The 12,839-nt window shown below is 73.6% G+C and carries 10 protein-coding genes; 2 read left to right on the top strand and 8 right to left on the bottom strand.

Features of this window, described 5'->3' with window-relative positions; genetic code table 11:
- The 3 genes from Q8791_RS31465 to Q8791_RS31455 all read right to left on the bottom strand — a co-directional run.
- The coding region (locus Q8791_RS31465) for a class I SAM-dependent methyltransferase (protein ID WP_330095499.1) at window positions 1-733 on the bottom strand (733 nt) is incomplete at its 3' end.
- 116 nt (window positions 734-849) lie between these two features.
- Window positions 850-1,506, bottom strand: a complete 657-nt coding sequence (locus tag Q8791_RS31460) for a response regulator transcription factor (protein WP_330095498.1) — start codon at window positions 1,504-1,506, stop codon at window positions 850-852.
- Window positions 1,503-2,789 carry a sensor histidine kinase gene (locus Q8791_RS31455; RefSeq protein WP_330095497.1) on the bottom strand — a complete coding sequence of 429 codons (1,287 nt, stop codon included), beginning with the start codon at window positions 2,787-2,789 and terminating at the stop codon, window positions 1,503-1,505. Before Q8791_RS31455 ends, Q8791_RS31460 begins: the two co-directional genes overlap by 4 nt.
- Before the next feature lie 301 nt (window positions 2,790-3,090).
- Here Q8791_RS31455 and Q8791_RS31450 point away from each other — a divergent pair, with 301 nt between their 5' ends.
- On the top strand, window positions 3,091-4,473 hold the full coding sequence (locus Q8791_RS31450) for an amino acid permease (RefSeq protein ID WP_330095500.1): 1,383 nt from the start codon (window positions 3,091-3,093) through the stop codon (window positions 4,471-4,473).
- A gap of 396 nt (window positions 4,474-4,869) precedes the next feature.
- Window positions 4,870-5,391 carry a hypothetical protein gene (locus Q8791_RS31445; protein ID WP_330095496.1) on the top strand — a complete coding sequence of 174 codons (522 nt, stop codon included), beginning with the start codon at window positions 4,870-4,872 and terminating at the stop codon, window positions 5,389-5,391.
- A gap of 454 nt (window positions 5,392-5,845) precedes the next feature.
- Here Q8791_RS31445 and Q8791_RS31440 read toward each other — a convergent pair whose 3' ends face one another.
- The 5 genes from Q8791_RS31440 to Q8791_RS31420 all read right to left on the bottom strand — a co-directional run.
- Window positions 5,846-7,276, bottom strand: coding sequence for a hypothetical protein (locus tag Q8791_RS31440; protein ID WP_330095495.1), 1,431 nt, complete (start codon window positions 7,274-7,276; stop codon window positions 5,846-5,848).
- Window positions 7,277-7,411: 135 nt separating this feature from the next.
- The gene (locus tag Q8791_RS31435) at window positions 7,412-8,656 is read right to left on the bottom strand and encodes a site-specific integrase (protein ID WP_407942093.1); all 1,245 of its coding nucleotides are present in this window, start codon (window positions 8,654-8,656) and stop codon (window positions 7,412-7,414) included.
- A 136-nt stretch (window positions 8,657-8,792) separates the two neighbouring features.
- Entirely contained in the window at window positions 8,793-9,302 is a 510-nt protein-coding gene (locus tag Q8791_RS31430; RefSeq protein ID WP_330095493.1) for a hypothetical protein, read from the bottom strand.
- 79 nt (window positions 9,303-9,381) lie between these two features.
- The gene (locus Q8791_RS31425) at window positions 9,382-9,705 is read right to left on the bottom strand and encodes a hypothetical protein (RefSeq protein ID WP_330095492.1); all 324 of its coding nucleotides are present in this window, start codon (window positions 9,703-9,705) and stop codon (window positions 9,382-9,384) included.
- Window positions 9,706-9,910: 205 nt separating this feature from the next.
- Window positions 9,911-12,839: TM0106 family RecB-like putative nuclease (locus tag Q8791_RS31420; RefSeq protein WP_330095491.1), on the bottom strand; the 2,929-nt coding region annotated here is incomplete at its 5' end.

The following is a 12,839-nucleotide window of genomic DNA, read 5'->3' as shown; positions in this document are numbered from 1 at the left end:
GGGGGTGGGGGTTGTGGCCGGGGAGGGTGGGCAGCCGGAAGTAGATCATGGGGTTGTGGTGGCCGGTGCAGACGGGTTCGTCCAGGTCGAGTTCGCGTTTGAGGTCGCGCAGGGCCTGGTGGGTGTGGGGTGCGCGGGCGCTGGAGGCGGTGAAGAAGGGGGTGGTGTTGGTGGCGAGCCATTTGAGGACGACGGCGCCTTCGGTGAAGGGCAGGGCGTGGCGTTGGTGGAAGACGTCGTGGACGCTGACGGGGATGTGGGAGGGCAGGGCGGGCAGCAGGTGGTGCAGGTACCAGCGGGCGAACCAGCCGTTGTGGGCGGCGTCGATGAACAGGTAGTCGGTGTCGGAGGGGATGTGGGCGATCTTGGCGCGGACGTCGCCCTTGGTGAAGGTCCACCGGTTCTGGGCCAGGTGTGGGGGGACGTGTCGGGGGGCGTGGTCGATGATGTCGAAGGAGTACAGGTGGCCGGTGCCGTTGTCGCGCAGGGCGGACAGGATCCAGGTGGTGGACCACCCGTAGTAGGTGCCGATCTCGACGGTGTGGGCGGGGGTGCGCTCGCGTAGGAGCAGGTAGGTGATCTCGGCTTCGATGTCGTCGAGTTGGGGGGTCATGGGGGGTTCGGCGGCCTGGAGGTGTGCGCGCATCTGGTCGCGTACGCGGGCGAGGTCGTCGCGGTGGGTGCGGTACAGGCCGCTGATGTGGTCGATGTCGATCGCTGACGCGGTTGGCATGCTTCCCCCGTGGCTGTCGCGTCCGGTGCCGTGTGAGAGCTGAACGTAGCAGTATTGTCACTCTGTGTTTGCACTCTGATGGGTGTGTCGGTGTTTCGTGTGGGGGCGCCGCGGGGTCAGCGTCCGGTGCCGGGGCGGATGAGTCCGGAGTCGTAGGCGGCGATGACGGCCTGGGTGCGGTCGCGGGCGCCGAGTTTGGCGAGGATGTTGGACACGTGTGTCTTGACGGTCTGCACCCCCAGGAACAGGTGGTCGGCGATCTCGGCGTTGGTGAGCCCCTGGGCGATGAGGGTGAGGGTCTGGGACTCGCGTTCGGTGAGGGTGGCGACCTTGCGGGCGGCGGGGGTGGGTGCGGTGGGCTGGGCGGCGGCCAGGTGGCGCAGGGCGGTGGGGAAGAGCAGGGTCTGGCCCCGGTGGGCGATGCGCACGGCGGCGAGGATGTCCTCGGGCGGGGTGCGTTTGAGGAGGAAGCCGACGGCTCCGGCGCGCAGGGCTGCCCACACGTAGTCGTCGTTGTCGAAGGTGGTGAGGACGATGACGCGGGGCGGGCGGGTCAGGGCGGTGTGCAGGGTGCGGGTGGCGTGGATGCCGTCCAGGTGGGGCATGCGCACGTCCATCAGTACGACGTCGGGGCGGGTGCGGCGGACCAGGTCGGGGACGTCGGCGCCGTCGGCGGCCTGGCCGGTGACCTCCATGTCGGGTTCGGCGTTGATGAGGGCGGCCAGTCCGGTGCGGATGAGGGCCTCGTCGTCGACCAGGTTGATGCCGATCACGGTTGTTCTTTCCATGTCAGGTGCAGGGTGAGCTGCCAGGTGCGGTCGTGGGGGCCGGCGGTGAGGGTGCCGCCGAGCAGGTGGGCGCGTTCGCGCATGCCGGTGATGCCGCGTCCGCCGCTGGTGCGGCGGCGGGTGCGGGTGGGCGGCAGGGGGTTGGTGACGGTGAGGGTGAGGGTGGTGGGGGTGGTGTCCAGGTGGACGGTGAGGGGTTGGGCGGGTGCGTGGCGCAGGGCGTTGGTAAGGGCTTCCTGGGTGATGCGGTAGGTCTCGCGGGAGAGCAGGGAGGGGACGCGGGCGGGGTCTCCGGTGAGGTGGTAGGTCAGGTCGGTGCCGGTGTGTTCGGTGGCGTGGGCCAGGTGGGGAAGGTGGGTCAGGTCGGGTGGTGTGGTGCGGGGGGCGGTGGTGTCCTCGCGCAGGACGCCCAGGGCGTGGTCGAGGTCGGCGGTGGCGGTGCGGGCCTGGTCGGCGATGTGGGTGAGAGCTTGGCGGGCGAAGGCGGGGTCGGTGTCGATCAGGCGGGCGGCGGTGGCGGCCTGGAGGGTGACCACGGACAGGGCGTGGCCGAGGGAGTCGTGGAGTTCGCGGGCCAGGCGGTTGCGTTCGGCGAGGGTGTCGGCGTGGGCTTGGGCCGCGGCCAGGCGTTCGGTGGGTGAGGGTCCCAGCAGGCGGGGTGCGGCCAGGGAGAGCAGGTGTCCGGCCAGGGCGGTGGTGTACAGGAGTGCGGCGATCAGGAGCAGGCCCAGGAGGGGGCCGGCCAGGCGTTGGGGGCGGGTGAGCTGTTCGTGGCCGGTGAGGGTGAGGGTGAGGGGGCCTTGGGAGGCGGTGTAGGGGTCGGGGGTCAGGGGTGCTGCGGCGAGGAGGGCGGCTTCGGTGAGGGCGGTCATGGTGAGCAGGCACACGGTCAGGCCCAGGAGCATGTGCAGGCACAGGAAGGTGCTGGTGCGGGCGGTGCTGCGCCAGGTGGTGGTGGGGGCCGGGCGGTGGGTGAGGGGGCCGCGCAGCAGGGCGCGGGCGAGGTGGATCTGGGCGTTGCGTACGCCGGGGATCTGGGCGGTGGCGGCGACGAGGGCCAGGGCCAGGGCGGTGGCCAGGGTGTAGGTGGGTGCGGGGGTGGGGTGGGTGAGTGCGGCGGAGTGGCCGTTGTGGGTGAGGAGGGTGGCCAGGACGAGGGCGGCCATGGCGTAGGGCGTCATGAGTGCGCCGCCGATGACGAGGTGGGCCCAGCGGCGGTAGGTGTGGGCGCTGGTGAGCGGGCGCAGGGGTGTGGTGAGGTGGCGCACGTGGGTGATCGTGGCACAGGTGGGTGGGGTGGCGCCTCCCCCTGGGGGGTGAGGGGTGCTCTCCCCCGGTGCCGGGCGGGGTTTCGGTCCGGTGGTGGTGTGCGGGGTGCTCCGGTGGGTGGGGGCCCTGCCCCTGTTTCCTGGGGTCAGGGGGTGTGTGGGGTGGGGCCAGTGCACGTCCTGGGGCGTGTGAGCTTTTAGTGTTGGGTTGGTGACGAGCAGTGTGACGCCGCCCGATGGGGCGGCCAAGAAGACAGAGACCCCTGGCGCCGGGTTGGCGCACTCGCTGAGACGGCGCCACATGGCGCTGATCGCGATCGGCGGGTCGGTGGGTGCGGGGTTGTTCATCGGTTCGGGGTCGGTGATCCAGATGGCGGGGCCGGCCGCGGTGGTGTCCTACGTGCTGGCCGGCGCGTTGGTGTTCCTCACCCTGCGTGCGCTGGGCGAGATGGTGGTGGCGGTGCCCGCAGGGGGGTCGTTCTCCGACTACGCCCGGTTGGCGTTCGGGCCCTGGGCCGGGTTCACGATCGGCTGGGTGTACTGGTGGATGTACGCGGTGCTGGTGGCCGCGGAGTCGGTGGCCGGTGCGGCGATCCTGGGCCAGTGGGTGCCGGGGGTGCCCGGGTGGGCGCTGGCGTTGCTGGTGTTGTTGTCGATGACGGTCGCCAACCTGGTGTCGGTGCGTTTCTTCGCGGAGACCGAGTCGTTCTTCTCCCTGGTCAAGGTGGCCACGATCGTGGCGTTCCTGTTGATCGGCGGGTTGTGGGCGCTGGGGTTGTGGAGCGGGTCGGACGGGTCGGGGGTGTCCAACCTGTGGGAGCACGGCGGGTTCGCCCCCCAGGGGTGGGTGGCGGTGTTGGCGGCCACGGTGGTTGTGCTGTTCGCGTTCGGCGGGGTGGAGATCATCACCGTGGCGGCGGGTGAGAGCGCGGAGCCGGAGCGGGGTGTGGCCTCGGCGGTGACGAACGTGCTGTGGCGGATCGGGTTGTTCTACGTGGCCTCGATCGTGGTCGTGGTGATGGTTCTGCCGTGGAACACGGTCGACCCGGGGTTGAGCCCGTTCGTGGCGGTCATGGAGCGCGTGGGTGTTCCGGGTGCGGCGCTGATCATGGAGGTGGTGGTCTTCATCGCGGTGCTGAGCGTGTTGAACGCGGCGATGTACACCTCCTCGCGGATGCTGTTCACGCTGACGCGGCAGGGGGACGCACCGCGTGTGCTGCGGGGTGTGAACCGGCGGGGTGTGCCGGTGCGGGCGATCCTGTTGGGCACGGTGGTGGGGTATGCGGCCGCGGTGGCCGACTTCGTGTGGCCGGGGCAGGTGTTCCCGTTCCTGGTGGCGTCGATCGGTGCGATCCTGCTGATCCTGTTTTTGACGATCTGCGCCTCCCAGTTGGTGTTGGGCGGGCGGGTGCGCCGCCGCGAGCCGGAGCGCCTGTCGTTCCGGATGTGGGCGTTCCCGTATCTGACGTGGGTGGTGTTGGCGGGTCTGGTGACGATCTTCGCGGCGATGGTGGTCCTTCCCGAGCAGCGTCAGGCGCTGTGGGCGTCGGTGGGTTCGGTGGTGGTGGCCCTGGTGGCGTACGTGTTCCGGCGCCGGTGGGGGTCCACTCCCTCGGACCGGGTGCTGGGGTTGCGGGACCGGCCCGGCGCGGAGGGGCTCAGGCGCGTCCCCGGGGCCGGTTAGCGCGCGGTGCGGGGTCCGTGCCGGGGGTGCCCGGGGGTGTTCCCGGGGCGGGCGGTGCGGTTCGGCCGCCCCGGTGGTCCTCCGGCGGTGTCAGGTCTGCGTCTGGGGCGGCCGGGTTCACGGGGGCCAGGGGCGCTGTCGCGGGCGGTGAGGGCGGCCGTGGCGGGCCGGGGGTGTTCGCGCTGTCGGGTCCGGCCCGGGGAGGCGGTTCCGGGCCGGGGGCGCCTGTGTGCGGGCGGGGTCGTGTCCGGGGTGGTCGTCGCTCGTGTTCGTGCAGCCTGGCGGGGCGGGGCGCACGGGACCACGGGTGTCCGAGATGCGGTTAATTGTGTGCTTTGGTGCCGAACTTGATTTTTGTCGCTAGGGTGCTGCGCAACCCCTGAGAGGAGCACCCCCGTGCGACATTTCGTCGGCTTCCTGTCCGGTCTGATCCTGGGCCTCGTGCTGGTCCTGGTCTGCGGATGGGCGTTCGCCCACCTGCGCGGCCTGCACACGGCCGGTCTGGGAGCCCTGCAGGGCTCCGGTCCGGTGGCTGTCGCGGGCCTGGTCGGCGTCGGAGTCCTGGTGGCCCTGGTCGCGGTCCCCCCGCGGCTGACACCGATGCTGCCCTTCGGCGCGGCGCTGGTCGTGAGCGGGCTGACCGGCCTGGCGCTGCTGCGGATGCACCTGCTGGAGCGGCTGCCCGAGGTGCCCGGTGCCGAGGGCGCCCTGACGCTGCTCCCGCTGGGCGTGTTCGTCCCGCTCGCGCTCGTGCTGTTCGCCCCCCTGTTCGTGGGCGGGCGGTGGCGCCGTGAGGAGGAGGGCCCCTCCGAGGCGGAGGTGTACTTCGACGGGCTCTACGAGGAGGACGATGACAAGGTCCGCCCGCCGGGCGCGGCCGCGCCGTCGGGCCCCCACGCGCCCCGGCACCGCGCCTAGGACCGCGCCGGGCCCCGCGGCCCGGTCCCCCGCACATCCGCCGGTCGCCCGCCGGCGGGGTCCGGGTCCGGCCGCAGCGTCCGGGGGTCCGCCCCGTGCGACCGGGCCGGGACGGCGGCCCCGGGGCTCCCCTCCCCCGGTGGGCGCTCCCCGGGGCCGTCCGCGCAGGGCGCGCCGCGGCCCGCAGGGGCGCCGGGGAGCTGCGCGTGTTCGCCGCAGGGAGCCCGGCGGGGGTCTGCTGCCGTCGGCGCCCGGATCGGCGCAGCACCGGCCGCGCCGTGTGGCGGCCGGGGGGGACCCGCTCCCGGAGGGGAACCGACCGTCTGCCCGCCGCCCCCGGGGCGGCCACTCCGATGACCCCCACGGGCCGGTCAGGCCCCGTGCGGCCTCCGCGGCCGGGCGTGTGGGGCCCGACCCGCCCGGCCCGCTCGTCCCGCAGGGCTCGCGTGCGGGTTCAGCGCCAGGTGGGTCCCCAGTTGGCGCTCTTGGACACCCCGGGCGGCAGGGGCGGCAGGAACCCGGTGCCGGGTGTGCCGGTCCGCGGTGGGGCGTCGGAGGGTGCGGGCGGGGGTGCGGGATCCGTCGGCGGTTCGGGGTTGCGCGGGTGGTGCTGTTCCGGGGCCTGGGGTGCGGGTGGGGCCGGGGCGGGCTCGGGCGGCACCGGGAAGGGTTCGGTCCAGGGCTCGTGCACGGGTGCGGGGTCAGGTGCGGGAACGGGCTCGGGTGCGGTGGGCTCCTCCGCCAGGAAACCGCGCACGCGGCCGGGCTCGGGTTCCTCCACCGCCAGGACGGGTTCGGGGATGGGCGTGTGGTCGCCCTCGTCGTCGGTGGGGATGGCGGGTTCGGCCGGGGCGACGCGCTTCCACCACAGGGTGGCCTCCTCCCGCGTCAGCTCCGACTCCACCTCCAGCCAGCCGCGGACCTGGGGGTGGCGCCGTCCGGCGTTCCAGGAGCGGGGGTAGGGCTGTTCGTCCAGGACCAGGACGGGTTCGCCGTCGACGGTGGGGATCTCCGCGGGCACGCCCTCGTTCCAGACCCAGGTGCCGTCGTGGGCGACCAGGTTCCACCAGCCGCGCACGGTCTGGGCTGCGGGGTCGGAGGGTGAGTCGCGGAAGGCGGCGATCCAGCGGGGGTCGGGCGGGTCTCCGGCCAGGCCCCGGCCGCCGGGGCCGACGAGGGCGTCGGCGAGCAGGGTGTGGAGTTGGAAGTTGTCGCCGATGCCGTCGAAGAGGACGCGGAAGGCGCGCTGGGAGTGGCGGTCCATGACCAGGGCGCTGGTGGCCTCGGACATGCGCAGCAGGGCGCGGACCTCGTCGAACTCGGTGAGCAGTTCGCTGAGCTGGTTGGCGATGGCGGCGAGTTCGGCGTGCAGGGAGGGGTTGCGGCGTACCAGGGCGCGGACGGTGGCCTCGCCGAGCATGGTGCGGGCGGCCAGGCCGTGGCGGCGGATGGTCCACCAGCACATGGTGGCGTTGGGGGCGTCGGGGCCGAGTTCGGTGGCCACGCGTGCCTCGGCGTCGGCGGTGACGGCGTCGGGGTCGGGCGGGGGGCCGCCGCCGGTGCGTTCCCAGGCGCGGATGAAGACGATGGCGCCCTTGCCCATGGTGCGCAGGCGGGTGAGGACTTCGGGGGCGGTGGGGCCGGGGTCGGTGCCCATCTCGACGAGGGCTCCGGCGACCACGGACAGGTCGGCGATGATGCCGGGGGCGGCGTGGTCCCCGGAGAGGAGGGGGGCGAGTGCCTCCAGGGCGAGTTCGCGCTCGGAGGCGGGGATCTGGGAGGCGAGTACGTAGACCGAGTGCACTGCCGGTGGGAAGTGGCGGGGGTCCGTGGCGACTGAGGCGTCGATCAGTTGCTGGAACGCCCTGCGAAACTCGTCGACCATGGGTCCGTCCCCTTTCTTACGCAACCAACCTAATGTCTCATCAGGGAAGGATCGCACTTTAACGGGTGATTTCATGTGCTGCTGGTGGGTTTGTTGATGATTTGAGATGCCGGGGACACGAGCCCCCCGAAGGGGTCACAGCCCCAGGCGGGTGACCGCATTGTCCTCCAGCGGGTTGGCGGTACGGATGTAGTCGTGCACGGTGCGCGGGTTGGTCCACCGGCCCTGGCGCATGATCTCCCGGTCGGTGGCGCCGCCCAGGGCGGCCTGGGTGGCGAACCCCGCCCGCAGGGAGTGTCCGCCGAAGTCGTCGGGGTCCAGCCCGGCCCGCTCGGCGTAGCGTTTGACCACCTCGCCCACCGCCCGCCCCGACATCGGCCGCTCCCCCACCCGGCCGTGCTGGGTGACCGCGGGCAGCAGCGGGCGCTCGGACCCGTCGGCCAGGGAGGTGCCCCGCCAGCCCTGGCAGCGGTGCGCGGGCGAGGCGACCGCGACCGACCCCTCCACCAGGGCGCGCACCGCCTTCGACCCGCCGTCGCGGTGGGCCTCCAGCACCTGGGACCAGTCGGCCAGCGCGCACACCGGGCAGGTGTGCCGGTGGCGGCCCCGGGGCAGCGCCACGACCTGGCCGTGGCGGCCCTCCTGGTCGGTCTTGGTCGAGCCCAGCCGGACCACCAGCGCCGGGATGCCGGAGGAGGCGTCGGTGCGCACCGCCACGTCGTCGAAGGTGAGCGAGGCCAGCTCGGTGCGGCGCAGCGCCCCGGCGAACCCGGTCAGCAGCAGCACCGTGTCCCTGCGCCGGGACACGCCTCCGGGGAAGCCGTCGGCGGGGCGCACCGCCAGCAGGGCCTCCAGGGTGGAGAGCACCACCGGGTCCTTGCGGCGCGGACGGCTCTTGCGGGTGCGGCGGATGCCGCGCAGCGTCATCCGCACCACCTCGGCGCGGGTGGGCGTCTCCAGGCCGTGGGCGCCGTGGACGGCGGCGATGGCCGCGGAGCGCCGTTCGATGCTGGAGGGGGCCAGCGCCCACCCGGTGCCGTCGTCGGTGCGGGCCTGGGCGCAGGCGGCCAGGTAGACGGCCACGTCGACCGGGTCGGCCGGGAGCGACTGGCGGTGTTCGGCCAGGCACCAGGCGGTGAAGGAGGTCCAGTCGGTGCGGTACGCGCGCAGCGTGTTGGGCGACTGGGCGCTGGCCAGGTACCGGCCCAGGGCCTGGGCCTGTTCGGCGTCGAAGCGCTCACGGACCCGGGCCAGGGCGCGGGTGTCCACCAGGACGCTGTGGGTGACCCGGTCCAGGCGGGCGCGCACGGTCGGGGGCAGGGCGACCTCGGCGGTCGGTTCCGGCTGGTCCTCGGAGGTGTGGGGTGTGTTCACGGTTATCCATGATGGCCCAGGCGCGGGTGCGGGGGCACCGCGACGCACGGGGGCGTGAGGGCGGGGGCTCGTGTGCTGCGGGGCGCTGTCAGCGCCGCGCGGCGGGCCCCGCGCGCGGGGGCGGTACGCCGGCGGCCACGGCTCAGCCGCCGAAGTGGGCGCGCAGGGCGTCCCACAGCTCGGCGGGCGGCATGACCCACAGCAGGGGGACGGCCGAGACGACCAGGGCGGTCGTGAACCCGATCGCGGCGATCCTGCGGCGCAGCACCAGGGCGGTGACGGCGCCGCCCGCCGGGACGAGCAGTGCGAAGACCAGGACCCACACCAGGGCGTTGCCGACCGAGTCCATCATGTCCGGCGGCAGCGGGGCGGTGGGGTCCTCCACGGCCAGGGCGGCGTTCTGGAGGTCCATGGCCACGAACAGCAGGTTCGCCAGGGCCAGGAAGGTGCCCAGGATCCACGCGAGGGTGAGCAGCACCCACAGCAGGGTGATCCTGCGGTCGGGCGGGTCGGCGATGACCACCGGGGTGCGGCTGATCCTGCCCGTGGTGCGCTCCGGTGCCCGGTCGGGGTCCTGGTCCGTCCTCGCCGCGGCGGCGGGGGCGGTGCCGGGGCTCCGGTCCTTGCGGCGTTTGCGTTTCTTGGGTGACACGCGCCTGTCCTTGGTGGGGTGGTTCGCTGGTCGCCGTGCCGGCCCGGGGTCGTCGCGGGCACGGCCGGGAAGGTGGAGCCTACCCGCCCAGGGAGGTCAGGTGGATGGCCAACACGAACACCACGGGCCACACGAGCAGGGCCAGCGCCCACAGGGCGGCCCTGCGGTCCCCGGCGACGGTGGCGACCGCTGCGGCCAGCAGGGGGATGCCGACGGCGGCGCCGAAGGCGAGGGTGAACCACTCGGCCGCCGATCCGGCGTGGGAGTGGGCGTCAACGCCCATCAGGTAGCCCACGGGCCCCAACACCAGGGCGATCAGGGCGAGGATGACGACGACGACGCGGATGCCGGTGGGGTGGCTGGTGTTGCGGCCACCGCCGGGGGCGGAGGGACGGTCAGACACGGGGGCCGTGGTGCCTTTCGGGAACGGGGTGGCGGGCCGGGGCGTCGACGGATGGGGGCATGCCCGGGCCCGGGGGCGCGGGGTGGGTTCGGTCCGTCGGAGGCGGCCCGCATCCGCCCGGGCGCGGGCTAGCGCGCCGGGTCGAGTGCGGTGCTGTGTAAAACGTACTCCACCTGGGGGGTGTCCGAAACCTGTGGGACGTGTGTCAGGGGGTGGGGCTCCAGGGGCGGGCGCCGTCGACCAGGCCGGTGAAGGAGGCGAGCAGGCGCAGTTCGTCGATGCTGCGCGGGGCGGTGGTGAGCAGGTCGGGCGAGTGGACCACGGCGGCCAGGAGCTGGGCCCGGGAGAGGGCGACGTTGAGGCGGTTGCGGTCCAGGACGAACGCGGTGCCTCGGCTGGTCTCGGCGGCGTTGGAGGTGGTCATCGAGCAGATGACGGCGGCGGCCTCCTGGCCCTGGAAGCGGTCGACGGTGCCCACCCGCACCCCTTCCAGTGCGGGGTGGGTGCGGGCGGCGGAGGCCAGGGCGCGGCGCAGGGCGCGCACCTGGAGGTTGTAGGGGGCCACGACGAGGATGTCCTCGCCGGTGAGGGGTCGTGGTGGCTGGCCGTGGCCGGGGGTGAGCTTGTCCTCGACCAGGCGGGTGGCGATCGCGACGACGGCCTCGACCTCCTCGGGGCTGTGGGTGGTGCGGCCGTGGTGGGTGACGGGGTGGGTGTAGACGCCCGGGGCGAGGGTGGACAGGGCGCGTTCGGTGGTGGAGGGGTGGGCGTGCAGGCGGCCCTGGTAGGACAGGGCGGAGACGGTGGCGCACACGTCGGGGTGCATGCGGCGGGTCTGGTCCAGGAAGTAGCCGCGGGTGGGGTCGATGATCTGGCGTCCGGCCATCAGGTGTTGCAGGGCGGAGGCGTCGGCCCCTTCCCCGTGGGTGCCCTGGACGACCTGGGGCAGTTGCTGGGGGTCGCCGAGCAGGACGAGGTTGTGGGCGGCGGCGGACACGGCCAGGGTGTCGGCCAGGGCGAACTGTCCTGCCTCGTCGATGATGAGCACGTCCAGGGGGTCGGCGATCATCGCGGCGTTGGACAGGGCCCAGGCGGTGCCGCCGATCAGGACGGGCTGGTTGTCGGCGGTGCGCTTGGCGCGCCAGCCCATCAGGGCCTGGGGGCTGGTGGGCTGGTCCCAGGGCAGGTCGGGGTCGACGGCGTCCTTGCCGCGGCCCTTGGCGCGTTTGGCGGCGGCCAGGGTGACGCCGGCGTGTTCGGCGGCGCGCAGGGCGGCGCCCATGACGTTCTCGACGGCTTTGTGGCTGGTGGAGCACACGCCCACGTTGCGGCCCTGGCGGGCCAGGTGGGTGATGAGCTGGGCGGCGAGGTAGGTCTTTCCCGCGCCGGGCGGGCCCTGGACGGCCAGGTAGGAGCCGTCGAGGCGGTCCACGGCGGCGATGGTGGCGGCGATGAGGTCGCCGTCGTGCTCGGCGGGGTCGGGCAGGGGGCCGCGGGTGCTCAGGCGGGGCGGGACGCGGCGCAGCACGTCCAGGCCGGGGTGGTGGGGCCAGGCGGGCAGGGAGGTGACGGCGGTGCGGGCGACCGATTCCAGGGCGCCGTCCTTGGGCTGGGGGTTGACCGGGGAGCCGGGCAGGACCGCGACGGGCGGGCGGGTGTGGGTGCTGTCGGGGTCGCTGGTCTCGGTGACGGTGAGCGTGTCGGCGTCGGCGGCGGAGATCGTGGCGGGGGCTGCGGTGGCCGGTTGTCCCGGGGCGCCGGGGTAGAGCAGGTGGACGTCCTGGCCGGTGGTGAAGGGGTGGGGGTGGGCGGTGTCCAGTCGCATCGACAGTTCGCGGCGGGCCTTGCGCTGGCGGCCGGTGGGTTCGGCCCACTCCCCCGTGTGGACCTGCCAGGGGACGGCGCAGTCGGTGTCGGCCTCCAGGTCGGTCAGGGGGGCGCTGGTGCGGCGGTAGTGCTCGCGCCAGGGCGGGAGGTTCTCGCGCTGGTAGTAGCCGACCAGGGCGGCCAGGGAGGCGCGGGTGTGGTCCTCCTCGCGGCGCTCCTCGTGGGTGGCGGGCAGGTCCGCCAGGAGGGGTTCGGTCAGGGAGGCGTGGCGGGCCTGCTTCTCGGCGCGTTTGCGGGCGCGTTCGGCCTCGGCCTCGGTGAGTTCGAACTGGATCAGGGGCCGGTCGGTGATGCCCTGCCGGACGCGGTGGTCCTCCAGCCAGTCGCGCAGGCGGGCGGTGGAGTGGCAGTCGTCGCGGTTGTAGGCGCCGATGTCGGCGAGCACCCGGGCGGCGCGGTCGTGGTCGCCGTGTTCGGCGGCCGACAGGTAGGCGGCGTAGGCGTCGATGCTGGAGGTGGCGGTGGTGACGTCGCCGGAGCGGGCGGCGCCCAGGTAGAGGGGTTCGAGGTACTTGATGGAGTAGGAGCGCTGGGACACGCGCAGGCTCTTGCGGACGACGGTGTACAGGTCGACGAGCCGGTTCTCGCGCAGGAGCCGGTTGACCTCCTCCTCCCGGGTGGCGAACTCCGAGCTGAGGTGTTTGAGGCGGTCCACCTCGTAGGAGGCGTAGTGGTAGACGTGGGCGTTCTCGTCGGCGTCGATGCGGGCGCAGGCGAAGTCGACGAAGTCCTCCAGGGCCTTCTTCTCCTGGGCGCGGTCGTGGGCCCAGTAGGTGTGGAAGGTCTCGGTGCCGTTCTCGTCCTCGGTGGTGGCGCCGAACAGGTACTCCAGGCCGCGGCCGCCGTCGCGCGAGTGGTAGGGGTAGCCCTCCATGTCGAAGAACACGTCGCCGGGGCTGGGGGCGGGCAGGCTTGCCAGGCCGTCGGGTGAGAACACCTCGGCGGTGACGGTGCCCTGCGGGTTGTGGGGGGTGCGGGTGGTGTCCTGGCGGACCTGGAGGGCGGCCTGGGCGCGCAGCTGGTCGAAGGAGCGGCGGGGCAGGGTGGCGGGGCGCTGGTCGTCGTCGGCACCGGCCAGGGCGTCGATGGTTCCCAGTCCGGCGTCGGTGAGTTTGGCGGCCTGGTCGGTGCGCAGTCCGGCGACCAGGGACAGGTGGCGGGCGGCGGTGCGCCCGCCCGAGCACCAGGTGCTGTAGCCGCAGCCCTCGCAGGCGGGGCGGGGTTCGCCCCAGGTGGGGGCGGGCCGG

The sequence above is a fragment of the Nocardiopsis codii genome (assembly GCF_036327455.1).
GTDB classification, from domain to species: domain Bacteria; phylum Actinomycetota; class Actinomycetes; order Streptosporangiales; family Streptosporangiaceae; genus Nocardiopsis; species Nocardiopsis codii.
Note: the sequence above shows the minus strand (reverse complement) of the source record. Positions and strands in the feature narration are given on the sequence as shown.